The sequence below is a fragment of the Cellulomonas gilvus ATCC 13127 genome (genome assembly GCF_000218545.1).
GTDB classification, from domain to species: domain Bacteria; phylum Actinomycetota; class Actinomycetes; order Actinomycetales; family Cellulomonadaceae; genus Cellulomonas; species Cellulomonas gilvus.
Genome location: NC_015671.1, coordinates 1,912,586 through 1,937,847, shown reverse-complemented (window position 1 = coordinate 1,937,847; position 25,262 = coordinate 1,912,586). Strand labels below are relative to the sequence as shown.

The following is a 25,262-nucleotide window of genomic DNA, read 5'->3' as shown; positions in this document are numbered from 1 at the left end:
TGCAACCATGTCCCCGTGTACGTCCTGACGATCGACCAGCGCAACAGCCGCACCTCGACGGACCTGGTCCCCGACCTCCTGGCCAGGAGTGAGAGGAAGTGGCCGGGGATCGTCGCCGGATCCTCGAAAACTCGGCTCGGGGGCGAGGGGGAGGGCGAGGGGCGACGGGGGGTGGTCCTCGGGGTCGAGCGGACCGTGGGGGACGAGGTGCAGGGGGTGCTCGACGACCCGCGGCTGGTCGTCGAGGTGGTGCTGACCGTCCTGCGGTGGGGCGGGTGGAGCGTCGGCGTCGGGTGCGGACCCGTCGACGAGCCGCTGCCGCCGAGCACGCGCGCGGGCTCCGGGGCGGGCTTCGTGCTCGCGCGCGACGCGGTCGAGGCCGCGAAGAGCCGGCAGCGTGTGGTGCCGCTCGCGGTGCGGGGTGCACATCATGACGCGGGCCTCGACGCCGAGGCGGTCCTCATGCTGGCGGCTGCGACCGCCGCGCGGCGCTCCACGGCGGGGTGGGAGGCGATCGACGCGGTCGAGCAGGCCGGGCCCGACGCGCGCCAGGAGGACGTGGCCGCACGCATGGGTGTGTCGCAGCAGGCCGTCAGCCAGCGCCTGCGCACCGCCCTGTGGCAGGAGGAGCTCGCGGCGCGCCGGGCCGCAGCGCGCCTGCTGGACCTGGCCCAGGGCTGACGAACCGCCGCCGCACCGCCGGGACGCGTGCGTGCGGCGCGCCGATGTGCTTGTCTCACCTGCGGCGGGAGGTCCGCCGGGGCGGGAGGGGGCCGGGTGGACGGCGTCGATGCACTCGTGGTGGCGCTCGCACTCGTCGTGGCGGCGGGTGCGGGCTGGCCCGTGGTGGCCGGCGTGCTGCGCCTCGCGTCCCGTTCGGGCGACGCCGGCTCGGCCGAACCGGCGCCGGGCACCTCCGCGGTCGGCGAGCACACGGCTGACCCGGCGGCCGGTACGGCCGCGCCGGACGTGGCGCCGGCCGCGGCACAGCCGCGCGCAGAGGCGTCGTCCGACGGGCCCGAGGGGCCGCGGGCCATGGCCGTGCTGCGCGGGGGTACCTGGATCGGGATCCTGGAGCGGCTCGCGGTCGCGGGCAGCGTGCTGCTCGGCGTGCCGGAGGGAGTCGCCGTCGTCGTGGCGGTCAAGGGCCTCGGCCGGTACCCGGAGCTCCGCGAGAACCCGGGGGCGTCCGAGCGCTTCGTGATCGGGACGCTCGCGTCGCTCGTGTGGTCGGTCGCGGTCGCCGCCGCGGCACGGGCGCTGCTGTCCTGATCGGACGATGACCGGCTCGCGGTAGGATGTCCGACGGCCTGCGGCCGGACAGACGCGCGAGCCGGGAAGCCGTCGTCGTGCTCGTCGTCGGAGGACCTGGCGGCGCACCGTCCCGCCGCCACCTGACCTCATCCTCGACAGGAAGCGACGAATCGTGGCGACCACCAACGACCTCAAGAACGGCACCGTGCTGCGCATCGACGGCCAGCTCTGGACCGTCGTCGAGTTCCAGCACGTCAAGCCGGGCAAGGGCGGCGCGTTCGTGCGCACCAAGCTCAAGAACGTGCTGAGCGGCAAGGTCGTCGACAAGACGTTCAACGCCGGCATCAAGGTCGAGACGGCGAACGTCGACAAGCGCGAGATGCAGTACCTGTACAAGGACGGCGACGACTTCGTGTTCATGGACACGGACACGTACGACCAGATCACGGTGCCCGCGGCCACGGTCGGCGATGCGGCCAACTTCATGCTCGAGAGCCAGAACGCGCTCGTCGCGACGAACGACGGCGCGCCGCTGTACATCGAGCTGCCGCCGTCGGTCGTGCTCGAGGTGACGTACACCGAGCCGGGTCTGCAGGGCGACCGCTCGTCGGCCGGCACCAAGCCCGCCACGCTCGAGACGGGCTACGAGATCCAGGTCCCGCTGTTCCTCGAGGCCAACACCAAGGTCAAGGTCGACACGCGCGACGGCTCCTACCTGGGCCGCGTGAACGACTGACGTGGGTGCCCGGTCCAAGGCCCGCAAGCGGGCGCTCGACGTGCTCTTCGAGGCCGACCAGCGCGACCTCGCGCCCGTGACCCTGCTCGCGCAGCGGATCGCGGAGCCCGGCACGGAGTCGGCGCTGCCGCAGTACGCGGTCGACATCGTCGAGGGCGTGGTCGCGCAGCGCGCACGCATCGACGAGGTGCTCGCGTCGCACTCGCACGGGTGGACGATCGAGCGGATGCCCGCGGTGGACCGTGCGCTGCTGCGCATCGGCACGTGGGAGATCCTGTTCAACGACGACGTGCCCGACGCGGTGGCCGTCTCGGAGGCGGTCGAGCTGGCCAAGGCGCTCTCGACCGACGAGTCGCCCACGTTCGTCAACGGCCTGCTGGGCCGTGTGGTCGAGCTCAAGCCGATGCTGCTGGCCTGACGCCCGCGTCGACGTCACGACGAGGCCCGCGTCCCCACCGGGGTGCGGGCCTCGGGTCGGTCCGGCCCGGGCTCAGGCGTGCTGCGGGAACCGGTGCGGCTCGTCGTCGTCCGTGGGACGCGGGTTCGGCACCACGCGCAGCGGCCGGGTCTCCTCACCCGGCGAGCCGGGGCGGGGGCCGCGCACGGGGATGGTCGCCATCGCACGGCCCAGCAGGTTGCCCTGCACGCGGCGCACACCGAGGTCGACGAGGGCCGCGAGGTCCGCCGCGCGCTCGACGCCCTCGGCGACGACGTCCAGCCCGTGCGCCGACGCGAGCTCGACGATCGAGCGGATCACGGACGCGCCGCGTTCGGTGCCGACCTCGCGCACGAACGAGCGGTCGATCTTGAGCACGTCGACGGGCAGCCGGGACAGCCGCGCGAGCGAGGAGTAGCCGGTGCCGAAGTCGTCGACCGCGATCCGTACGCCACGCGCCCGCAGCTGCGACAGCACGGGGATGGCCGACGCCGTCTGCACGAGCGCGCTCTCGGTGATCTCGAGCGTCAGGTGCTCCCAGTACGTGTCGCCCCACGCGGTCTCGATCTGGTCCAGCGCGTCCGGGTCGGCCAGGTGGCGCGCCGCGAGGTTGACCGAGACCGGCATCTGGAACCGGTCGAGCGCGCGTCGGGCCTGACCCAGGATCGACAGGCCGATCGGCACGATCAGGCCCGTCTCCTCGGCCAGGTCGAGCCAGTCGACCGGCAGGATCAGCTGGCCGTGGTGGTCCCACCGGGCGAGCGCCTCGACCTGCAGCACCTCGAGCGTCCGCGAGTCGACGATCGGCTGGTAGTGCGCGGTGAACAGGCCGTCCGCGACGGCGGCCTCGAGCGCGGACCGCTGCAGCCGCTCGGCCTCGACCGCGCGCCGCAGGGCACGGTCGAACACGCGGAAGCCGGTCCGCGACTTCTTGGCCTCGAGCATCGCGGTGTCGGCGTGCCGGACGAGCGCCTCGACGTCGACGACGTCTCCGGGCTGCCACGTCGCGATGCCGACCGACAGGCGCGAGGGGCGCGTGCCCACGGTGCGGTCGACGAAGCCCTCCCGGACCTGCCGCGCCAGGTGGATCAGGTCGGGCTCCATCGGGGCGCGCGACAGCACGACGACGAACTCGTCGCCCCCGAGCCGGCCGACGTACGTGTCGTCGCCCGGGCACACCGTGCGCAGGTACTGCGCGACGCGCACCAGGACGTCGTCGCCGCCCGCGTGCCCGTGGATGTCGTTGAACCGCTTGAAGCCGTCCAGGTCGCAGTAGACGAGCGAGACGCGCGTGCGCTCGACGTTGGCCCGCTCGAGCACGTCGTGCAGGTGCTTCTCGACCGCGCGACGGTTGGGCAGCCCCGTGAGCGCGTCGGCGAAGGCCGTGCGCTCGAGGCGCCGGGTGAGCGCGTACCGCTCCGCGGCCGTCGAGACGATCTGGGCGAGATCGACGAGGAGCGCACGGGCCTGTGCGTCGTGCGCGCCCGTGCCGAACAGCTCGCACACGAACCGCCCGTGCGCGATGGGCCGCAACGACGCCTCGACGGTCGGGTCGTGCAGCACGGTGCGTGCCTCGTCACGTGCCTTGAGCAGCAGGGCGTCGGCGTCGCGCGAGAACCAGGCCGCGTTCGCGAGGCGTGCGGTCGCGTCACGCATCCGGTGGAAGCGGCGGGCGCGCTCCTGCTCCTGGCGGATCCGGACCATCGCGAGACCCGCGAGACCGAACGCGATCGGCACGGCCCACAGCGCCGCGAGGAGCGCGCTGATGTCACGGTCGGGCATGAACCCGCTGACCACGAGCATGGTCACCGACTCGAAGCCGGCGAGCACCAGGATGACGCCCCACACGGTGACGGACATGCGCCCGACGGTCACCACGACGTAGGCGACGACGACGGCCGTCGCGATCAGCAGCGTCCCGCCGACCAGGAGGTCCGCGCGCTCGGCCCCTTCGCGGACCTCGGGGGTCAACCACGTGGCCGCACCCACCGCGAGCGGCAGCGCCGTGCCCACCAGCCACCAGGCGGTCCGCGGGCCCTTGCCGAACGCGCGCGTCGCGGGGATCGCGAGCAGCAGGAACGCCGCGATGAGCTGCGCGTGGACGAAGCCGAGCACCGTGCGCACGGTGCCGTGGGGCAGGAGACCGGCGACACCACCGACGAGCATCATCGCCCCGATGGACCCCGACCAGGCCAGCGCCCACACCGCGCCGACCGGGCGCTGATCCGTGCGCCACCACAGCCACTGCAGCACGAGGAGGCCTGCGACCACCCCGGCTGCGACCAGCTGGACGGCACAGACCCAGGTGGGGACGGAGCCAAGCACGCCGTTCAGATCGGCACTCCCGCGGGTGCCCGTGACGTGGCATTCGGGTGACCGAGTCGCCGGACGGGGGATCGGGCGGGTGAATCGGGGGCCCGCGCGACCTCGGGGACGATTCGTCCGTTTTGCCTCGCTAGGCTCGGTCCCGCCCCGCGAGGACGGGGTGCGCGCCCGCGGTCCGCGAGGCGCGACTGGTAACCAGAGGGGGACCCTTTCGTGAAGCTGACAAGCGGGCGTCGCGTCGTCGCCGCCGCCACGTGTGCGGGCCTGGTGGGCTCGCTGCTGAGCATCGCCCTGACTCCGGCCGTCGCGGGCGAGCCCGCCGCGCCCACGCAGAAGACGCCCGCCGCCACGTCGGCGCCGGCCCCGCAGCGTGCGGCGGGCGTGGTGTTCGGGCTCGACGGTGACGTCAAGGTCGCCGCGTCGACCGTGGCGTCCGCCGCGGGCACCGGACCCGTGCGCGTCGCGTCGGTCGTCGCCGAGGCCGCGGGCCAGCCCGGTGTGGTCCAGTTCGACTCCGCGGTGCCCGTGGAGCGGGCCCGTGCGGCAGCGGACGCCGTGGCGAAGCTGCCGGGTGTGGCCTGGGCGGCGCCCGACCTGCTCCTGACCGCGGACGCCACGCCTCCGGTGAACCCGAGCGACCCGGACTTCCGCAAGGGTCTGCAGTTCAACATCTGGGACTTCAAGAGCTCGCGCCCCAGCCCCGAGGACGGCACGGCTGTCGCGCTGCCCGCCGGTGGCTACGGCACCAAGGCGCCCGTGTTCTGGAAGAAGACCAAGGGCAAGGCGTCGGTGGTCGTCGCCGTCCTCGACACCGGGCGCACCAAGCACCCGCAGCTCGACGCCCACACGGTCGCCGGGTTCGACATGATCAAGGACAAGAGCAGCGCGCGTGACGGCAACGGACGCGACGCGAACCCGCAGGACCAGGGCGACTGGGGCTTCGACCCGTCCGGCAGCCTGATCCCCAGCTCGTGGCACGGCACGCACGTGGCCGGGATCATCGGGGCGATCCAGGACGGCAAGTCCGTGGTCGGCAACGCACCCGGCGTCCGCATCCAGCACGTCCGCGTGCTCGGGGCCAAGGGCGGCACCATCTCGGACATCGCGGCAGGGGTCACCTGGGCGTCGGGCGGGACGGTCTCCGGGCTGCCGAAGAACAAGACGAAGGCGGCCGTGCTCAACATGTCGCTGGGCGGTGCGGGCAGGTGCAGCGACTACCCGGCGCTCCAGAAGGCCATCGACGGCGCCCGCAGCCGGGGCTCGGTCGTCGTCGTCGCCGCGGGCAACGACGGTCGTGACGCGGGCGGCTACGTGCCCGCCAACTGCAAGGGCGTCATCACGGTCGCCGCGCTGGACCAGCTGGGCCAGCTCACGTCCTACTCGAACCACGGCAGCGTCGTCGACATCGCGACGCCCGGCGGCGAGGACCCGTACTACGGCCCGTACCTGCTCATCAAGTCGACGGTGAACTCCGGGAAGAAGAAGCCCGAGTCCCCGGCGTTCGGCTTCATGATGGGCACGAGCCAGGCGGCCCCCGGTGTCGCGGGCGCGGCCGCGCTGCTGGCCTCGACGGGGCTCAAGGGCGCCGCGCTCGAGAACAAGCTGCTGAAGAGCGTGCGGGGCTTCCCGTCCTACTCGTTCTACACGGACTCGAACTGCACGCAGGCACTGTGCGGCAACGGGATCCTCGACCTGTCGAAGGCCTGACCGGAGACCGGTCCGTCCACACGACGGCCACGCCCTGACACGACGCCGGGCCCGCACGACGCGGGTCCGGCGTCGTGCTGTGCGCTCATCCGATCGGGGGAGCCGCCCGACCGGGCCGGGCGGCTGGGGCAGATGTCCGTTATGGTCCCTCCGGCGCAGTGTTCGGTTGCTGCGGACGACAGACGGACGACAGACGGAGAGATCGTGACGAGAGTCTCAGGACAGGCCGCGCGACGGGGTGCGGCCTTCGCACTGTGTGCGGGGATGACGACGGCGCTGGTGGCCACGGCGATGGTGGCGCCCGCGCAGGGTGCCGAGCACGTGCTGCCCGTCGTCGAGCGGGCGGAGCCCGCGGGCACCGGTCAGCTCGCCGCGGGTGTGATCTACAAGATGAAGCCCGGCTACGCCGCGTCCGCCGCGGCCTCCTCGTCGGTCAGCGCGGCGGTCGCGCGTGCCGCGGGCCGTGATGTCCGGACGACGGTCGTGCCCGTCGGCGCCCTCACGTCCGCGGTCGACTTCGTCGACCTGGTCGACGCCTCGACGGCCGAGCAGGCCGCCGCCGCCGTCGCCGCGAACCCGGCCGTCGCGTGGGCCGAGCCCAACTACGTCGCGACCACGGCCGGCGCCGGTCCGGTCAAGCCGAAGGACCCGTACTTCGCGCAGTACCAGTGGAACGTGTGGGACAGCCGCAACGGCTCGACCAGCGGCGTCACCATCCCCAACGGCGGCTGGTCGTCGCACGCCCTGAGCCTGTGGCCGCGGACCAAGGGCTCCGGCGTGGTCGTCGCCGTCATCGACACGGGCCGCACCCGTCACTCGGACCTGGACGGTCACACCGTCAACGGCTACGACATGATCAGCAGCGCGACGAGCGCGCGGGACGGAAACGGCCGCGACAGCGACGCGACGGACAAGGGTGACCTGGGCAGCGACGGCGTGCACTCGTCCTGGCACGGCACGCACGTCGCGGGGATCGTCGGCGCGATGACGAACACCTCCTGGGGTGCGGGCGTCGCCCCGAACTCGCGGATCCAGCACGTGCGCGTGCTGGGGTCGAAGGGTGGCACGTTCGCGGACATCGCGGCGGGTGTCACCTGGGCCTCGGGCGGCAGCGTCTCGGGCGTCCCGAAGAACTCGAAGCCGGCCCGCGTGCTCAACCTGTCGATCCAGACCAAGGACGACATGCGGTGCCCGAGCGCGCTGCAGGACGCGATCAAGGGCGCGCGTGCGCGTGGTGCGGTCGTCATCGCGGCGGCGGGCAACTACAACAAGTCCGCGTCGCTCTCGGTCCCCGGCAACTGCCAGGGCGTCATCACGGTCGCGGCGCTCGACCGCAACGGCAAGCGCGCGAGCTACTCGAACCGCGGCTCCGTGGTGGACATCGCCGCTCCCGGCGGTGGCGGTGGCTCGACGAACAGCGGCTACGTCTGGTCGACCATCAACACCGGCACCAAGGCGCCGGGTGCGGCCGCGTACGGCGGCATGGCGGGCACCAGCCAGGCCGCTCCCGCGGTGGCCGGCGGCGCTGCCCTCCTGGCCTCGCTCGGCCTCAAGGGGGCCGCGCTCGAGAGCGCGCTCCTGCGTGCGCGCTCGAACTTCCCGCGCTACGCGGGTTCGCCGGCCAACTGCTCCACGACCCAGTGCGGCAGGGGCTACCTCGACCTGTCCAAGGTCCTGGTGGCGATCAAGCGCGCGAAGATCACCGGGACGCCGGCCGTCGGCCAGACGCTCAAGGTCGTCGCTGCGAAGGGCTTCACCGGCAAGGTGACCGGCAAGAAGTTCCAGTGGTTCCGCAACGGCTCGCCGATCAGCGGTGCCACCGGCCAGAGCTACAAGCTCACGTCGGCGGACCGCGGCAAGCAGATCTCGGCGCGCATCACCCCCCGCAGCGCCGGCTCGTACTACGCCCAGCCGTCCACGTCGCTGCGCACCGCGAAGGTCAGCTGACCGTCCTGGCCACCACCGCGGCTCTTGGCACGCGGTGAGCAGCACCGCACGTCGCCCGTCGGGGCGGGTCCATCGGGCCCGCCCCGTCGGCGTGTGGTGGCCCGCGGCGTGCCCGTGCCGCTGTCGGCTGGTGTCCGCCCGCGGGACGACGACCGGTCGGGGAACGGCGTGAGCAAGGGGAGGGCGGCATGGTGGACGCGTGCGGGAGCCACGAGGCACTGGCCGCCCGGCTGCGGGCGACGGGCAGCGTGTTCGCGGAGGACGAGGCGACGCTGCTGCTGCAGCACGCCGCCGCGGCGCCCTGCTCGCCGGACGAGCTCGAGACGCTCGTGGCGCGCAGGTGCGCGGGTGAGCCGCTCGAGCTCGTGGTCGGCTGGGCGTCGTTCGGCGGTGTGCGCGTGACAGTCGCGCCGGGCGTGTTCGTGCCGCGGCAGCGGACCACGCTCCTGGTCGGCCTGGCCGAGGGGGTGCTGCGCGACGAGCCGCGTGGTGCCGCGCCCGTGGTGGTCGACCTGTGCTGCGGCACGGGTGCGGTCGGCGCGGCGCTTCTGGCCCGCCTGCCCGGCCTGGACCTGCACGCCGCGGACCTGGACCCCGACGCGGTGGCGTGCGCGCGCCGGAACCTCCCGGCCGACCGCGTGCACCAGGGTGACCTCCTGGAGGCGCTGCCGACGGCCCTGCGGGGGCGGGTCGACGTGGTCGTCGCGAACGCGCCGTACGTCCCGACCGACGCGATCGGCACCATGCCGCCCGAGGCGCGTGAGCACGAGCACCACGTGGCGCTCGACGGCGGCGACGACGGGCTGGCCGTGCACCGACGCATCGCGCAGACCGTGCGTCCGTGGCTCGCGGCCGGCGGCGTGGTGCTCATCGAGACGAGCGTGCGCCAGGCGCCGGCGACCGCCGCGCTGCTCCACGCCGTGGGCCTGGCCACCCGCGTGGTCCACGACGAGGACGTCGACGGCACCGTCGTCGTCGCGCACGTGCCCACCGAGCCGGAGCGGCGCGCGACGGTGTGACGGACGCCGCTCGCGTGCGGCCGTGGACACCACGACGGCGGCCCTGCGCGCCGGGGTAAGGTCAGGAGACCGCAGACCTTCCTTTAACTCCCGTCCCGTGAGGCGGGGAAGGAGTCGTCGCATGAGCATGCCCGTACCCCCGCACGACCCGTCGCCCGAGAGCCCGCCGCACGCGCAGCCCGTGCCGGCCGGGGAGCCGGCCGGGTCGGTGGCGTCACCGCCCCACCACGAGGAGACCGGGGCGCGCGTGGTGCTCGGTGAGGCCGAGATCGCCCGCGCGCTGACCCGCATCGCGCACGAGGTGCTCGAGCGCAACAAGGGCGCCCAGGACGTCGTGCTGCTCGGCATCCCGACGCGGGGTGTGCCGCTCGCGCACCGCCTCGCGGCCCGCATCGCCGAGGTCGAGGACGGCGTCGATGCGCGCGCCATCGTGGGCAGCCTGGACATCACGATGTACCGCGACGACCTGCACCACCACCCGACGCGCACGATCGGGACCACGGACGTCCCGGGCACGATCGACGGCAAGGTCGTGGTGCTGGTGGACGACGTGCTGTTCTCGGGCCGCACCATCCGTGCCGCGCTCGACGCGATCTCCGACCTGGGCCGGCCGCGCGGCGTGCAGCTCGCGGCGCTCGTCGACCGTGGGCACCGTGAGCTGCCGATCCGCGCGGACTTCGTCGGCAAGAACCTGCCGACGTCGCAGACCGAGCGCGTGCGGGTCCTGCTGGCCGAGCGCGACGGGCGCGACGCCGTGGTGATCGAGGGGGAGCCCGCATGAGGCACCTGCTCTCGGCCGCCGACCTGACGCACGCGGACGCGGTCCGCATCCTCGACACCGCCGGCCAGATGGCCGCGACGCAGGCGCGCGAGATCAAGAAGCTGCCGACGCTGCGCGGCCGCACCGTGGTCAACCTGTTCTTCGAGGACTCGACCCGCACGCGGATCAGCTTCGAGACCGCCGCCAAGCGGCTCTCGGCGGACGTCATCAACTTCTCCGCGAAGGGCTCGAGCGTCTCCAAGGGCGAGTCGCTCAAGGACACCGCGCTCACGCTGCAGGCGATGGGTGCGGACGCCGTGGTGATCCGCCACCAGGCGAGCGGCGCACCGCACACGCTCGCGTCGTCGGGCTGGACCGACGGTGCGGTGGTCAACGCGGGCGACGGCACCCACCAGCACCCCACGCAGGCGCTGCTCGACGCGTACACGCTGCGCCGCCACCTGGTCGGCGACCGCGGGCGGTCCGACGCGACGGGCCGCGACCTGGCCGGGCTGCACGTCGCGATCGTCGGGGACGTGCTGCACAGCCGCGTCGCCCGCTCGAACGTGGACCTGCTGCACACGCTGGGCGCACGCGTGACGCTCGTCGCCCCGCCCACGCTGGTGCCGGTGGGCGTCGAGGCCTGGCCCGCCGAGGTCGGGTACCACCTGGACGAGGTGATCGCGGACGGTGCTCCGGACGCGGTGATGATGCTGCGCGTGCAGCGCGAGCGGATGTCGAGCGCGGGCGGCGGGTTCTTCCCGAGCCCGCTGGAGTACACGCGCGGGTACGGGCTCGACGCGGCGCGTCTGGCCGCGCTGCCGGAGCACGCGATCGTGCTGCACCCCGGGCCCATGAACCGGGGCCTGGAGATCTCGGCCGACGCGGCGGACAGCGACCGCGCGGTCATCGTCGAGCAGGTCGCGAACGGGGTCGCGGTCCGCATGGCGGTGCTGTACCTGCTGCTGGCGGGGGAGACGACGACCACGAGGAGCACCCAGTGACCACCTACCTGCTGCGCGACGTCTCGCCCCTGGGCGAGGGCCGCACCGACGTGCTGCTCGCCAACGGCGTGATCGCGGCGATGGGCGAGCACCTGACGGCGCCGGACGACGCGGTCGTGATCGACGGGCGCAGCCTGGTGCTGCTGCCCGGCCTGGTGGACCTGCACACGCACCTGCGCGAGCCGGGCCGCGAGGACGCCGAGACCATCGTCACGGGCACGCGTGCGGCCGCGCTGGGCGGGTTCACCGCGGTGCACGCGATGGCCAACACCACGCCCACGCAGGACACCGCGGGCGTGGTCGAGCAGGTGTGGCGGCTCGGACGGCAGGCGGGCTGGACCGACGTGTTCCCGGTGGGCGCCGTGACGGTGGGCCTGGAGGGCGAGCGGCTCGCGGAGCTGGGCGCGATGGCCGAGTCCGCGGCCCGCGTGCGGGTGTTCTCCGACGACGGGAAGTGCGTGCACGACCCCGTGGTCATGCGGCGTGCGCTCGAGTACGTCAAGGCGTTCGACGGCGTGATCGCGCAGCACGCGCAGGAGCCTCGCCTCACGGCCGGTGCGCAGATGCACGAGGGCGTCGTCTCGGCGGAGCTCGGGCTCGCGGGCTGGCCTGCGGTCGCCGAGGAGGCGATCATCGCGCGCGACGTGCTGCTCGCCGAGCACGTCGGTTCGCGCCTGCACGTGTGCCACCTGTCCACGGCCGGCTCGGTCGAGATCATCCGCTGGGCCAAGTCGCGGGGGATCGACGTGACGGCCGAGGTCACGCCGCACCACCTGGTGCTGACCGACGAGCTCGCGCGCGGGTACGACCCGCTGTTCAAGGTCAACCCGCCGCTGCGCACGCAGCGTGACGTGGAGGCGGTCCGTGAGGGCCTGGCGGACGGCACGATCGACATCGTCGCGACCGACCACGCGCCGCACCCCCGTGAGGACAAGGACTGCGAGTGGGCCGCGGCCGCGTTCGGCATGACCGGGCTCGAGACCGCGCTCTCGGTGGTGCAGGAGACGATGGTCGACACGGGCCGCATGACGTGGACCGACGTCGCGCGCGTGCTCTCGACGACCCCCGCGCGGATCGGCCGGGTCGAGGGCCACGGGCGGCCGATCGCGGTGGGCGAGCCCGCCAACCTCACGCTCGTCGACCCGGACGTGCGACGTGTGATCAACCCCGAGCAGCAGGCCACCAAGTCCGTGAACTCCCCGTTCCGCGGCCGCGAGCTGTCCGGCTGCGTGGTCGCGACGTTCCTGCGCGGCCGCGCCACGGTGCTCGACGGCTCGTCGTGCGATGAGGACGTGGTGGTGGCACGGTGACGCGGCAGACGGTCACGATCCTGGTGCTCGCGGGCCTGCTCGTCCTCGCGCTCGTCGGCATGCGGGTCGGGTGGGTGCACCGCCGACGACGCACGCTCGATGCCGTGCCGACGCTGCCCGCGGTGCCCACGGACGCCGGGGCGCTGCTCGCGGGGCCGTTCGAGGCGGTGTACGTCTCGACGACGCGCGAGGGGGACTGGCTGGACCGCGTCGCCGCGCACGGTCTCGGGGTGCGCAGCCCCGCTCGGGTGAGCGTGCACGCGACGGGTGTGCACGTCGCCCGCACGGGCGCGCCCGACGTGTTCGTGCCCGCGCATGCGCTGAGGGCCGCGGCCCTCGCCCCCGGCATCGCGGGCAAGGTCGTCGGGCGCGACCACCTGGTGGTCCTGACCTGGGAGCCCGCCGCGCAGCCGGGCGACGAGCCCGACGGTGCGCGCGGCCTCGACACCGGCCTGCTGCCGCGCCACGCGGCCGACCGCGACGCGATCGTCGCGGCGGCCCTCACCCTGATCCCTGACGTCCCCGCCGCGGTGAGCGGCACGGAGGAGAAGCCATGACCGACACCACGCGCGCCGTGCTCGTCCTGGAGGACGGCCGGACGTTCACCGGCCAGTCCTACGGCGCGACCGGCGCCACGCTCGGCGAGATCGTCTTCAACACCGGCATGACCGGCTACCAGGAGACCCTCACCGACCCCTCGTACCACCGCCAGATCGTCGTCATGACCGCGCCGCACATCGGCAACACGGGCGTCAACGACGAGGACGACGAGTCGCAGCGCATCTGGGTCGCGGGGTACGTGGTCCGCGACCCCGCGCGGGTGCCGTCGAACTGGCGCTCGCGCCGGTCGCTCGACGACGAGCTGGCCGCGCAGGGCGTGGTCGGCATCAGCGAGGTCGACACGCGTGCGCTGACGCGTCACCTGCGCGAGCGCGGCGTGATGCGCGCGGGCATCTTCTCGGGCGACGCGCTGGGCGACCAGACCGACTCCGAGCTGCTCGAGCACGTCCTCGCCGCGCCCGCGATGGCCGGTGCGGACCTCGCGGGCGAGGTCACGACGAGCGAGCCCTACGTGGTCGAGGCGCTGGACGCCGACGGTGCGCCGCTCGCCGAGCCGCGCGCCGTGGTGGCCGCGGTGGACCTGGGCATCAAGGCGATGACGCCGCAGCGCATGGCCGAGCGCGGCATCCGGGTCCACGTGCTGCCGAGCACGTCGACCATCGAGGACGTGCTCGCGACCCGGCCCGACGGCGTGTTCTTCTCCAACGGTCCCGGCGACCCGGGAGCCGCGCGGCACGAGATCGAGCTGCTGCGCGAGGTGCTGGACCGCCGGATCCCGTTCTTCGGGATCTGCTACGGCAACCAGCTGCTGGGCCGTGCGCTGGGGTACGGCACGTACAAGCTCGGCTACGGCCACCGCGGGGTCAACCAGCCGGTGATCGACCGGGCCACGGGCAAGGTCGAGATCACGGCGCACAACCACGGCTTCGCGGTGGACGCGCCGCTGGACGGCGAGTCCGTCGCGCCGCACGACGACGGCCGCTACGGCCGCGTCGTCGTCTCGCACGTGGACCTCAACGACGACGTCGTCGAGGGCCTGCAGGCGCTCGACCTGCCCGCGTTCAGCGTGCAGTACCACCCCGAGGCCGCGGCGGGCCCGCACGACGCCGCGTACCTGTTCGACCGCTTCCTCGACCTCATGCACTCCACGAAGGGCGCCGCCTGATGCCTCGCCGCACCGACATCTCCAGCGTCCTGGTCATCGGGTCCGGCCCGATCGTGATCGGGCAGGCCTGCGAGTTCGACTACTCGGGCACGCAGGCGTGCCGCGTGCTCAAGGAGGAGGGACTGCGCGTCGTCCTGGTCAACTCCAACCCGGCCACGATCATGACCGACCCGGAGTTCGCCGACGCCACGTACGTCGAGCCGATCACGACCGAGGTGCTCACCTCGATCATCGCCAAGGAGCGCCCGGACGCGATCCTGCCGACGCTCGGCGGTCAGACGGCGCTCAACGCCGCGATCGCGCTGCACGAGGCGGGTGTGCTCGAGGAGTACGGCGTCGAGCTCATCGGCGCCAACATCCCGGCCATCCGCAAGGGTGAGGACCGCGAGCAGTTCAAGGAGGTCGTCGAGGTGTGCGGCGGCGAGTCCGCGCGCTCGGCGATCGTGCACACGATCGAGGACGCGCTCGGCGCGGTCGAGGACCTCGGCTACCCGGTCGTCGTGCGTCCGTCGTTCACGATGGGCGGCCTGGGCTCGGGCATCGCGTACGACGAGGCCGACCTGCGCCGCATCGTCGGGCAGGGCCTGCACTACTCGCCGACCACCGAGGTGCTCCTCGAGGAGTCCATCCTCGGCTGGAAGGAGTACGAGCTCGAGCTCATGCGCGACAAGCACGACAACGTCGTGGTCGTCTGCTCGATCGAGAACGTGGACGCGGTGGGCGTGCACACGGGCGACTCGATCACGGTCGCTCCCGCGCTCACGCTCACGGACCGTGAGTACCAGAACCTGCGGGACATCGGCATCGCGGTCATCCGCGAGGTCGGCGTGGACACCGGCGGGTGCAACATCCAGTTCGCGGTCGAGCCGTCCACCGGGCGCGTCGTCGTGATCGAGATGAACCCGCGCGTGTCGCGCTCGTCGGCGCTCGCGTCCAAGGCGACGGGCTTCCCGATCGCCAAGATCGCCGCGAAGCTCGCGGTCGGGTACACGCTCGACGAGATCCCGAACGACATCACCGGCTCGACGCCCGCGAGCTTCGAGCCCACGCTCGACTACGTCGTGGTCAAGGTCCCGCGCTTCGCGTTCGAGAAGTTCCCGGCGGCGGACCCGACGCTGACGACCACGATGAAGTCGGTCGGCGAGGCGATGGCGCTCGGGCGCAACTTCACCGAGGCGCTCGGCAAGGCGATGCGGTCCATCGACAAGAAGGGCTCGGTGTTCCACTGGGCCGGTGAGCCCGCGACGGGCGAGGCGCTCGACGCGCTCGTCGAGTCGATCGCCCGCCCCACCGAGGGCCGACTGATCGACGTCCAGCAGGCGCTGCGCGCGGGTGCGAGCGTCGAGACGGTGCACGAGCGCACGGGCATCGACCCGTGGTTCCTGGACCAGGTCGTGCTGATCAACGAGGTCGCGGCCGCGACGGCCGCCGCCGACGCGCTCACGCGTGACGTGCTGCTGCGCGCCAAGCGGCACGGCCTGTCCGACGCGCAGGTCGCGCAGCTGCGTGGCACCACGGAGGACGCGGTGCGCGCGGCGCGGCACGCGATCGGCCTGCGCCCGGTCTACAAGACGGTCGACACGTGCGCGGCCGAGTTCGCCGCGCTCACGCCGTACCACTACTCGTCGTACGACGAGGAGACCGAGGTGCGCCCGCGCGAGCGTCCGGCGATCCTCATCCTGGGCTCGGGCCCGAACCGCATCGGCCAGGGCATCGAGTTCGACTACTCGTGCGTGCACGCGGCCCTCACGCTCAAGGGTGAGTACGAGACCGTGATGGTCAACTGCAACCCCGAGACGGTCTCGACCGACTACGACACGTCCGACCGCCTGTACTTCGAGCCCCTCACGTTCGAGGACGTGCTCGAGGTGTACTCGGCCGAGCTCGCGGCCGGACCGGTGGCGGGCGTGATCGTGACGCTCGGCGGCCAGACGCCGCTGTCGCTCGCGCAGCGCCTGCAGGACGCGGGTCTGCCGATCCTCGGCACGTCGCCCGCGGCCATCGACGCCGCGGAGGACCGCGGCGAGTTCGGCAAGGTGCTCGAGGCGGCGGGCCTGCCGGCCCCCGCGTTCGGCACCGCGACGACGCTGGCCGGTGCCCGCGAGACCGCGCGCCGCATCGGGTTCCCGGTGCTGGTCCGGCCGTCGTACGTGCTGGGCGGGCGCGGCATGGAGATCGTCTACGACGAGGTGCAGCTCACCGAGTACGTCGAGCGTGCGCTCGAGAACGCGGCCGACGGCGGACGTGCGGGCACGCTCTCGCCGCTGCTGATCGACCGGTTCCTGGACGACGCGATCGAGATCGACGTGGACGCGCTGTTCGACGGCGAGGAGCTGTTCCTGGGCGGCGTCATGGAGCACATCGAGGAGGCCGGCATCCACTCGGGCGACTCCGCGTGCGTGCTGCCGCCCGTCACGCTCTCGCTCGCCGAGCTCGAGCGCATCCGGCTGTCCACCGAGGCGATCGCTCGCGGCGTGGGCGTGCGGGGTCTGCTCAACATCCAGTTCGCGCTGGTCTCGGACGTGCTCTACGTCCTGGAGGCGAACCCGCGGGCCTCGCGCACCGTGCCGTTCGTGTCCAAGGCCACCGGGGTCTCGCTCGCGAAGGCCGCGGCCCACGTCATGACCGGCAAGTCGATCGCGCAGCTCAAGGCCGCGGGACTGCTGCCGCACGACGACGCGTCGGTGCTCGACCTGGAGGCACCCGTCGCGGTCAAGGAGGCCGTGCTGCCGTTCAAGCGGTTCCGGACCGGCGAGGGCCACGTGGTCGACACCGTGCTCGGCCCGGAGATGCGCTCCACGGGTGAGGTCATGGGCTTCGACGCCGACTTCCCGACGGCCTTCGCCAAGTCGCAGGACGCGGCCTTCGGCGGCCTGCCCTCGGGTGGGAAGGCGTTCATCTCGGTCGCGGACCGCGACAAGCGCTCGATCGTGTTCCCGGTCAAGCGCCTCACGGAGCTGGGCTTCGAGATCCTGGCGACCGAGGGCACGTCGGCCGTGCTGCGCCGCAACGGCATCCGCTCGACGGTCGTGCGCAAGAACTCGGCGGGCCGGGGCCCGGCGGGGGAGCCGACGATCGTGGACCTGATCGTCGCGGGCGAGGTCGACATGGTGGTCAACACCCCGTCCGGCCAGGGTGCGCGCGCCGACGGCTACGAGATCCGCGCGGCCACGGTCGCGGCGGACAAGGCGCTGGTCACCACGGTCCAGCAGCTGGGTGCCGCGGTCCAGGCGATCGAGGCGGCCCAGGCGGGCCCGTACGCCGTCACGAGCCTGCAGGAGCACGAGTCGGCCACGGCCGCCCGCCGCGCGGGCGTGCCGGCGTGAGCGCCCCGACCAGCCGCGCACCGTTCGGTGCGCGGCTCGCGGGGGCCATGGCGGAGCACGGCCCGCTGTGCGTCGGCATCGACCCGCACGCCTCGCTCCTGACGTCGTGGGGGCTGGCCGACGACGTCGACGGGCTGCGCCGGTTCTCGCTCACGGTGCTCGAGGCCGTGGCCGGACGGGTCGCCGCGGTCAAGCCGCAGGCGGCGTTCTTCGAGCGGCACGGCTCGCGCGGGGTCGCGGTGCTCGAGGAGGTCGTCGCCGCGGGCCGCGAGTCGGGCACGCTCGTGATCGTCGACGCCAAGCGCGGCGACATCGGCTCGACCATGGGTGCGTACGCCGACGCGTTCCTGCGCGACGGCTCGCCGCTCGCAGGAGACGCGCTCACGGTCTCGCCGTACCTCGGGTTCGGCTCGCTGCAGCCCGCGGTCGAGCTCGCTGCCGCCACGGGGCGTGGCCTGTTCGTGCTGTGCCTCACGTCGAACCCGGAGGGCGGCGAGGTCCAGCACGCACGGACGGTCGGGGACGACGGTGCCACCGTGGCCGCGACGATGGCGGCGCACGCGGCCCGGCTCAACGCCGGCGCGACGCCGCTGGGGTCGGTCGGCCTCGTGGTCGGGGCCACGGTCGGCGCGGCCGCGCACGCGACGGGCACGGATCTCGCGGCGGTCAACGGCCCGCTGCTGGCGCCGGGCGTGGGCGCCCAGGGCGCGGGGGCGGCCGAGCTCGCGGCGGTGTTCGGCTCGGCGCGCGGGCAGGTCCTCGCGTCGTCGTCGCGTGGCGTCCTGCAGGCCGGACCCGACGTGGCCCGACTGCGTGACGCCGCCCGCCGGGCGGGCGACGAGGCGGCCGCAGCGCTCGGCTGACACGCGCCGCGCGCGCCGGTCCTCCGGGGCGCCGCCCATCCGTGCAGGTCGCGGCGTCACGCCCGGGAGTCGTGCACGCGTGTGTACACATTGCCGGACCCCCAGGGGGTCGCTAGGTTCACAACTACGGCCCGCAAGCCTGCGGCCGACGGTTCGGCTTCGAGCTCTGGATGAGAAGGTGACGCGCGTGGCACTCCCTCCGCTGACTCCCGAACAGCGCGCTGCAGCGCTGCAGAAGGCCGCCGCCGCCCGGCAGGCCCGTGCTGAGGTCAAGAACCGCCTCAAGTACTCGCAGGGCAGCCTCTCCGAGGTGATCACGCAGGGTCAGCAGGACGAGACGATCGGCAAGCTCAAGGTCGTCTCGCTGCTCGAGTCCCTGCCCGGCGTGGGCAAGGTCAAGGCGCGCGCGATCATGTCCGACATCGGCATCTCCGAGACCCGGCGCGTGCGCGGCCTCGGCCCGCACCAGGTGGCCGAGCTCGTCAAGCGGTTCGGCTGAGATAGGGTCGCGCTGCGCCGCGGCCGGGACGATCCGGCCGTGCGCGGTGCGGTGGCCCGATCGCACCCCACTGCACGAGGAGCGCTGCCCCGCATGACGACGCCCGCCCGGCTGACCGTTCTCGCCGGACCGACCGCCGTCGGCAAGGGCACCGTGTCCGCGGACGTGCGGGCGCGCTACCCGCAGGTGTGGCTATCGGTGTCGGCGACGACGAGGTCGCCCCGGCCCGGCGAGGTCGACGGCGTGCACTACCACTTCGTCTCCACCGCGGAGTTCGACCGCATGGCCGCGGACGGTGAGCTGCTGGAGTGGGCGGTGGTGCACGGTCGCAACCGCTACGGGACGCCGCGCGGGCCGGTCGAGCAGCGCCTCGCTGCCGGTCAGCACGCGCTGCTCGAGATCGACCTGCAGGGTGCCCGTCAGGTGCGGGAGACCATGCCGGACGCGCACTTCGTGTTCCTCGCGCCGCCGTCGTTCGACGAGCTGGTCCGCCGCCTCGTCGGGCGCGGCACCGAGGACGCGGAGGAGCGCGAGCGGCGGCTGGCGACCGCGCGCGTCGAGCTCGCGGCCGCGTCCGAGTTCGACCAGGTCATCGTGAACGACGACGTGCAGCGCGCCACCGACGAGCTCGTCGCGGCGATGGGCGTCGTCGCCGGGTGACCCACGTCGCACGCGGCGCCGATCCCGGTCGCGCGTCCGGCGCCGGATCGCGCGCGCCGCACAGGTAGACTGCCCGTCAGTCAGACGAACGCCCGTTCGCACCCCACCCTTCGACCGGAGGTCCTTCCGTGTCCGGAACCGTCGCCGCCCCCACGGGCATCACCGACCCGCCCATCGACCAGCTGCTCGAGCGTGCGGACTCCAAGTACGCCCTGGTGCTGTACTCGGCCAAGCGCGCGCGTCAGATCAACGCGTACTACTCGCAGCTCAACGAGGGCCTGCTCGAGTACGTCGGCCCGCTCGTCGAGACGCGTCCGCAGGAGAAGCCGCTCTCGATCGCGATGCGCGAGATCGACCGCGGCCTGCTGACCTCCGAGGCCGTCGCGGAGGCCTGAGCCTCCCGGCTCTGCTGAACCGACGCGGCACCGACCAGACGAGGGCGACCGGCGTGCACATCGTCCTGGGCGTGAGCGGCGGGATCGCCGCGTACAAGGCGGTGCTGCTGCTGCGCCTGCTGCGTGAGGCGGGGCACGACGTGCGCGTCGTACCCACCCGCGCGGCGCTCGAGTTCGTCGGCCGCCCGACCTGGGAGGCGCTGTCCGGGCAGCCCGTCACGACGGACGTGTTCGAGGACGTGGACCAGGTCGCGCACGTCGCGATCGGCCGGCGGGCAGACCTCGTCGTCGTCGCACCCGCGACCGCCGACCTGCTCGCGCGCGCCGCCGCGGGCCGGGCGGACGACCTGCTCACCGCCACCCTCCTGGTCACCCGCGCTCCCGTGCTGCTCGCGCCCGCGATGCACACCGAGATGTGGGAGCACCCGGCGACGGTCGCCAACGTCGCGACGCTGCGGGCGCGCGGCGTGCACGTGCTCGACCCCGCGTCGGGCCGCCTGACGGGTGCGGACACGGGCCCCGGTCGGCTGCCCGAGCCGGACGAGATCGCGCGCGCCGCGCTCGCGCTCGTGCAGCCCGTGCGCGAGCAGGACCTGGCCGGCCGGCACGTCGTCGTGTCCGCCGGGGGCACGCGTGAACCCCTCGACCCCGTGCGCTACCTGGGCAACCGGTCGTCGGGCAGGCAGGGCGTGGCGCTGGCCGCCGCCGCGCTCGAGCGCGGCGCGCGCGTGACGCTCGTGGGCGCGAACCTGTCCGTGGCGGCCCCTCCGGGTGCCGACCTCGTCGCGGTCGGCACGGCGGCCGAGCTGCGTGACGCCGTGCGCGCCGCGGGCAAGGACGCGGACGTGGTCGTCATGGCCGCGGCCGTGGCGGACTACCGGCCCGTGAGCCCGGCGGACGCGAAGATCAAGAAGCAGCCCGGTGGTCCGGTGCCCACGATCACGCTCGTGGAGACCGTGGACGTGCTGGCCGAGATCGCGCACGAGCGCCTGCGCGCAGGTCAGGTCGTCGTCGGGTTCGCGGCCGAGACCGGTGACGACGAGGGCAGCGTGCTGGAGCACGGCCGCGCCAAGGCCCGGCGCAAGGGCGCCGACCTCCTCGTCGTGAACGCGGTGGGCGACGGTCTCGGGTTCGGGACGGCCGACAACGACGTGACGATCCTCGACGCGAGCGGCCGGACCGTCGCTGCGGCCCGCGGCAGCAAGGCCGACGTCGCGCATGCGGTCTGGGACGCGGTCCGGGCGCTGGGCTGACGTCCCGCGCGGTCGGTGCGCACGACTACCCTGGGCCCATGAGCTCCCCGATGCGCCTGTTCACGTCCGAGTCGGTGACGGAAGGCCATCCGGACAAGATCTGCGACCAGATCTCCGACGCGATCCTCGACGCGATCCTCGACCAGGACCCCGGCGCGCGCGTCGCGGTGGAGACCATGGTCACCACGGGCCTGGTGCACGTCGCGGGCGAGGTGTCGACCGAGGCGTACGTGGAGATCCCGGCGATCATCCGCCAGGTGGTGCGCGAGATCGGCTACACGTCCTCGCACATCGGCTTCGACGGCGAGTCCTGCGGCGTGTCGGTGTCGATCGGCCAGCAGTCGCCCGACATCGCGATGGGCGTCGACAAGTCGCTCGAGCTGCGGCAGGACGCGGAGGACCACGACGAGCTGGACGCGCAGGGCGCGGGTGACCAGGGCCTGATGTTCGGCTACGCGTCGGACGAGACGCCGTCGCTCATGCCGCTGCCGATCTGGCTCGCGCACCGGCTGGCCGAGCGCCTCGCGGCGGTCCGGCGCTCGGGCGAGGTGCCCGGCCTGCGCCCCGACGGCAAGACGCAGGTCACCATCCGCTACGAGGGTGACCGCCCGGTGGGGCTGGACGCGCTCGTGCTCTCGACGCAGCACGAGCCCGACCTCGCGCTCGAGACCGTGCTGCGGCCCGCGATCGTCGAGCACGTGATCGAGCCCGTGCTCGCGCAGGTCGACCTCGACGTCTCGTCGTACGACCTGTACGTCAACCCGACCGGCCAGTTCGTCGTCGGGGGCCCGCAGGGTGACGCCGGCCTGACCGGGCGCAAGATCATCGTCGACACGTACGGCGGCTACGCGCGGCACGGCGGTGGCGCGTTCTCGGGCAAGGACCCGTCGAAGGTGGACCGGTCGGCGGCCTACGCGACGCGCTGGGTCGCCAAGAACGTCGTCGCCGCGGGGCTCGCGCGCCGCTGCGAGGTGCAGGTGGCCTACGCCATCGGCAAGGCGCACCCGGTGGGCCTGTACGTCGAGACGTTCGGCACCGGTGTCGTCACGTACGACGTCCTCACGGACGCGATCCGGCAGGTCTTCGACCTGCGGCCCGCGGCGATCATCCGCCGCCTCGAGCTGCAGCGGCCGATCTACCGGCAGACCGCCGCCTACGGGCACTTCGGCCGGGAGCTGCCGGACTTCACGTGGGAGCGCACCGACCGGGTCGACGAGCTCCGCGCGGCGGTCCGCTGAGCGATCCCCGCGGGTGAGCCGCACCGGCGCCGTGCCGCGGTGTGGCCGCTCGATGGTGAGATGAGTGCCGTGGACCCGACGCCCGAGCAGCTGACGCTCGACGGCGTGCCCGCGCCGCGCGTACGCCGCCGCCCCAGGGCGGTCGGGGTCACGGTCGCCGAGGAGCTCCCGGTCGCGCGCGTGTGCATCGACCTGTCACCGGCCCACCTGGACCGCGCGTTCGAGTACCTGGTGCCCGCGGCCATGGCGGACGACGCCCGGCCGGGCACGCGCGTCAAGGTGCGGTTCGGGGGACAGGACGTCGACGGCTGGGTGCTCGAGCGCGTCGAGGAGGCGGACCACGACGGTCCGCTGGTCCCGCTGCGGCGTGTCGTGTCCGGCGAGCAGGTGCTCACGCCCGCCGTGGCCCGCCTGGCCCGCGCGGTCGCCGACCGGTGGGCGGGCACGCTCGCGGACGTCCTGCGCCTCGCGGTGCCGCCGCGCCACGCGCGCGTCGAGGCCGAGCCCGTGGGCGAGCCGGCCCCGGTTCCACCGCCCGACCCGGCGGCGACGGCATGGGCCGACCACCGAGGCGGTCCGGCGTTCCTGCAGCACGTGACCGCGGGCGGGGCGCCGCGCGCGGTGTGGACCGCGCTGCCCGGCGGACCGGGGCAGCGGTGGCCTGACGCGGTCGCGCAGGCGGTCGCGGCGTGCGTGCTGGGCGGGCGCGGCGCGCTCGTCGTGGCGCCGGACGCGCGCGACGTCGAGCGCGTGCTCGCGGCGCTCGAGTCGGCCGGTGTCCCGCGCTGGGTCCCCGGACAGCGCGGTGGGGTGGTGCGCCTGACGGCCGACGACGGTCCGGCACCGCGGTACCGCGCATTCCTGGCCGTCTCCCGGGGCCTGGCCGACGTGGTGGTGGGGACGCGCGCGGCGGCGTTCGCGCCCGTGCGCGACCTCGGCCTGGTGGTCTGCTGGGACGACGGCGACGCGCTGCACGCCGAGCCCCGCGCGCCGTACCCGCACGTGCGCGACGTGCTCGCGCTGCGCTCGGACCTCGAGTCGGCGGCGCTGCTGGTGGGTGGGCACGGCCGCACGGTCGAGGCGCAGGCCTGGGTCGCGACCGGGTGGGCGCACGACGTCAGTGCCGACCGCCCGCGGCTGCGGGCGCGCACGCCACGCGTGCAGGCCCTCACGTCGAGCGAGCTCGCGCGCGAGGGCCCGGCCGCGGCAGCACGCCTGCCCACACCCGCGTGGCGCACGATCCGCGACCGGTTGGCCGATGGCCCCGTGCTGGTGCAGACACCCCGTGCGGGGTACGTGCCCGCGGTCGCGTGCGGGCGGTGTCGCGCGGCGGCACGCTGCCCCGCGTGCCACGGCCCGCTCGGCCTCGCGCGGGCCGACGGGTCACCCACGTGCGGGTGGTGCGGCCGCATGGCGACCGACTGGCGGTGCGACGAGTGCGGTGCGGCCACGCTGCGCTCGGTCCGGGTGGGCTCCGAGCGGACCGCGGAGGAGCTGGGTCGGGCGTTCCCGAGCGTCCCGGTGGTGGTCTCGGGCGCACGTGCCGCGGCGGGCGTGGTCGCCGAGATCAAGGACCGTCCCGCGCTGGTCGTCGCGACGCCGGGGGCCGAGCCGGTCGCGCCGTCGGGCTACGCGGCCGCGGTGCTGCTGGACGCGGCGGTGGCGACCGCCGGGTCCGCGATGGGTCTGCTCCCGGAGGCGCTGCGCCGCTGGCTCGCGGCCGCCGCTCTCGTGCGGCCGTCCCGGGACGGAGGAGTGGTGCTCCTGGTCGGCGACGCCGAACCGCGCGTCACCCAGGCGCTCGTGCGCTGGGACCCGGTCGCGCTCGCGCAGCGGGAGCTCGACGAGCGTGCCGACCTGGGTCTGCCTCCCGCGGTGCGGATGGCCTCGGTCACGGGTACGCGCGACGCGGTGGAGGCCGTCGTGCGCCGGGTGAGCGCGCCCGGGCTCGACGTGCTCGGCCCCGTGCCCGTCCCCGGTGCCGAGCGCGGCGCGTTCGAGCCCGACGTCCGCGCGCTGCTCCGGGTGCCGCGCGCGGCGGGCGGTGCGCTGGCCACGTCGCTCGGGGCGTCGGTCGCGGTGCGTTCCGCCAAGCGCGAGGGCGGCACGGCGCGCGTGCAGCTGGACCCCGCGGACCTCGCATGAGCGTGCGTGCCGCGCGTGATGACGCGCCGCGCGCGGTCCTGCTCGACCTGGGCGACGTGCTGGTGGGCTGGGACCCCTTCGGTCCGTACGCCGGTCGCATGGCGCGTGCGGACGTCGAGGCGATGTTCGCGCAGGTCGGCTTCGCCACGCTCAACCGCCGGGCGGACGGCGGCACGCCGTGGGCGGACCTGGTCGCCGAGGTCGCCGTCGCGGCTCCGCAGCACGCCCGGGCGCTGGAGCTGTACCCGCGCCACTTCGCCGACTCGCTCACGGGTCCGGTGCCCGGGTCGGCCGAGCTCGTCGCCGAGCTGCACGCGGCGGGCGTCGCGCTGTACGGCCTGACCAACTGGTCCGCCGAGCACTTCGCGTGCGCGCAGCCCGCGGCGCCGGCGATCGGCCTGCTGCGGGGCGTGCTCGTCTCGGGAGAGGTGGGGATGCTCAAGCCCGATCCGGCGTTCTTCCGCCTGGCGATCGAGCGGTTCGGGCTCGAGCCGGCGCGCACGGTGTTCGTCGACGACAGCCCCGAGAACGTCGCGGGCGCCGCCGCGGTCGGTCTCGACGCGGTGCCGTTCACCGGGGCCGACGAGCTGCGCCGGCAGCTGTGCGCGCGCGGCCTGCCCGTCCGCGACGTCACCGCCTGACCGGACGCCGCGGCGCCC

General features: G+C 74.0%; 22 protein-coding genes. 21 read left to right on the top strand and 1 reads right to left on the bottom strand.

Features of this window, described 5'->3' with window-relative positions; genetic code table 11:
• Positions 1-15: 15 nt before the first annotated feature.
• From CELGI_RS09035 to nusB, 4 genes are all read left to right on the top strand, one after another.
• Positions 16-681: a hypothetical protein gene (locus CELGI_RS09035; protein ID WP_013883819.1), complete on the top strand. Its 666-nt coding sequence runs from the start codon at positions 16-18 to the stop codon at positions 679-681.
• Positions 682-777: 96 nt separating this feature from the next.
• A complete protein-coding gene (locus CELGI_RS09030; RefSeq protein WP_013883818.1) occupies positions 778-1,272 on the top strand; it encodes a hypothetical protein in 495 nt (164 codons plus the stop codon).
• 154 nt (positions 1,273-1,426) lie between these two features.
• Positions 1,427-1,990: an elongation factor P gene (gene efp, locus CELGI_RS09025; protein WP_013883817.1), complete on the top strand. Its 564-nt coding sequence runs from the start codon at positions 1,427-1,429 to the stop codon at positions 1,988-1,990.
• A gap of 1 nt (position 1,991) precedes the next feature.
• On the top strand, positions 1,992-2,408 hold the full coding sequence (gene nusB, locus CELGI_RS09020) for a transcription antitermination factor NusB (protein WP_013883816.1): 417 nt from the start codon (positions 1,992-1,994) through the stop codon (positions 2,406-2,408).
• 72 nt (positions 2,409-2,480) lie between these two features.
• Here the strand turns inward: nusB and CELGI_RS09015 are convergent, their stop codons facing one another.
• The gene (locus CELGI_RS09015; protein WP_245528078.1) at positions 2,481-4,697 is read right to left on the bottom strand and encodes a putative bifunctional diguanylate cyclase/phosphodiesterase; all 2,217 of its coding nucleotides are present in this window, start codon (positions 4,695-4,697) and stop codon (positions 2,481-2,483) included.
• Between the two features lie 267 nt (positions 4,698-4,964).
• On the opposite strand from CELGI_RS09015, the gene CELGI_RS09010 reads away from it, so the two are divergent.
• From CELGI_RS09010 to CELGI_RS08930, 17 genes are all read left to right on the top strand, one after another.
• On the top strand, positions 4,965-6,458 hold the full coding sequence (locus tag CELGI_RS09010) for a S8 family serine peptidase (RefSeq protein WP_013883814.1): 1,494 nt from the start codon (positions 4,965-4,967) through the stop codon (positions 6,456-6,458).
• A gap of 264 nt (positions 6,459-6,722) precedes the next feature.
• Complete coding sequence (locus CELGI_RS09005; protein ID WP_049785547.1) at positions 6,723-8,405, top strand: S8 family serine peptidase; 1,683 nt, start codon at positions 6,723-6,725, stop codon at positions 8,403-8,405.
• A 188-nt stretch (positions 8,406-8,593) separates the two neighbouring features.
• Positions 8,594-9,424 (top strand): putative protein N(5)-glutamine methyltransferase, encoded by an 831-nt coding sequence (locus tag CELGI_RS09000; protein WP_013883812.1) that lies wholly within the window; start codon positions 8,594-8,596, stop codon positions 9,422-9,424.
• Positions 9,425-9,545: 121 nt separating this feature from the next.
• Positions 9,546-10,205, top strand: a complete 660-nt coding sequence (pyrR, locus tag CELGI_RS08995) for a bifunctional pyr operon transcriptional regulator/uracil phosphoribosyltransferase PyrR (protein ID WP_013883811.1) — start codon at positions 9,546-9,548, stop codon at positions 10,203-10,205.
• Positions 10,202-11,188 (top strand): aspartate carbamoyltransferase catalytic subunit, encoded by a 987-nt coding sequence (locus CELGI_RS08990; protein WP_013883810.1) that lies wholly within the window; start codon positions 10,202-10,204, stop codon positions 11,186-11,188. Before pyrR ends, CELGI_RS08990 begins: the two co-directional genes overlap by 4 nt.
• Positions 11,185-12,498 (top strand): dihydroorotase, encoded by a 1,314-nt coding sequence (locus CELGI_RS08985; RefSeq protein WP_013883809.1) that lies wholly within the window; start codon positions 11,185-11,187, stop codon positions 12,496-12,498. The genes CELGI_RS08990 and CELGI_RS08985 overlap by 4 nt, the downstream gene beginning before the upstream one ends.
• Entirely contained in the window at positions 12,495-13,055 is a 561-nt protein-coding gene (locus CELGI_RS08980) for a PH-like domain-containing protein (RefSeq protein WP_013883808.1), read from the top strand. The genes CELGI_RS08985 and CELGI_RS08980 overlap by 4 nt, the downstream gene beginning before the upstream one ends.
• Positions 13,052-14,224 carry a glutamine-hydrolyzing carbamoyl-phosphate synthase small subunit gene (gene carA / locus CELGI_RS08975; protein WP_013883807.1) on the top strand — a complete coding sequence of 391 codons (1,173 nt, stop codon included), beginning with the start codon at positions 13,052-13,054 and terminating at the stop codon, positions 14,222-14,224. Before CELGI_RS08980 ends, carA begins: the two co-directional genes overlap by 4 nt.
• Positions 14,224-17,550, top strand: a complete 3,327-nt coding sequence (gene carB, locus CELGI_RS08970; RefSeq protein ID WP_013883806.1) for a carbamoyl-phosphate synthase large subunit — start codon at positions 14,224-14,226, stop codon at positions 17,548-17,550. Before carA ends, carB begins: the two co-directional genes overlap by 1 nt.
• Positions 17,551-17,597: 47 nt before the next feature.
• Positions 17,598-18,413, top strand: a complete 816-nt coding sequence (gene pyrF / locus CELGI_RS08965; RefSeq protein WP_150104856.1) for an orotidine-5'-phosphate decarboxylase — start codon at positions 17,598-17,600, stop codon at positions 18,411-18,413.
• Positions 18,414-18,600: 187 nt separating this feature from the next.
• Positions 18,601-18,912, top strand: a complete 312-nt coding sequence (gene mihF / locus CELGI_RS08960; protein WP_013883804.1) for an integration host factor, actinobacterial type — start codon at positions 18,601-18,603, stop codon at positions 18,910-18,912.
• Between the two features lie 93 nt (positions 18,913-19,005).
• The gene (gene gmk / locus CELGI_RS08955) at positions 19,006-19,572 is read left to right on the top strand and encodes a guanylate kinase (protein ID WP_013883803.1); all 567 of its coding nucleotides are present in this window, start codon (positions 19,006-19,008) and stop codon (positions 19,570-19,572) included.
• Positions 19,573-19,700: 128 nt separating this feature from the next.
• Positions 19,701-19,967, top strand: coding sequence for a DNA-directed RNA polymerase subunit omega (rpoZ, locus tag CELGI_RS08950; RefSeq protein WP_013883802.1), 267 nt, complete (start codon positions 19,701-19,703; stop codon positions 19,965-19,967).
• A gap of 53 nt (positions 19,968-20,020) precedes the next feature.
• Positions 20,021-21,220, top strand: a complete 1,200-nt coding sequence (gene coaBC, locus CELGI_RS08945) for a bifunctional phosphopantothenoylcysteine decarboxylase/phosphopantothenate--cysteine ligase CoaBC (RefSeq protein WP_013883801.1) — start codon at positions 20,021-20,023, stop codon at positions 21,218-21,220.
• Between the two features lie 38 nt (positions 21,221-21,258).
• A complete protein-coding gene (metK, locus tag CELGI_RS08940) occupies positions 21,259-22,458 on the top strand; it encodes a methionine adenosyltransferase (protein WP_041574164.1) in 1,200 nt (399 codons plus the stop codon).
• A 60-nt stretch (positions 22,459-22,518) separates the two neighbouring features.
• On the top strand, positions 22,519-24,603 hold the full coding sequence (locus tag CELGI_RS08935) for a primosomal protein N' family DNA-binding protein (protein WP_013883799.1): 2,085 nt from the start codon (positions 22,519-22,521) through the stop codon (positions 24,601-24,603).
• The gene (locus CELGI_RS08930; protein ID WP_013883798.1) at positions 24,600-25,244 is read left to right on the top strand and encodes an HAD family hydrolase; all 645 of its coding nucleotides are present in this window, start codon (positions 24,600-24,602) and stop codon (positions 25,242-25,244) included. Before CELGI_RS08935 ends, CELGI_RS08930 begins: the two co-directional genes overlap by 4 nt.
• Positions 25,245-25,262 lie beyond the last annotated feature (18 nt).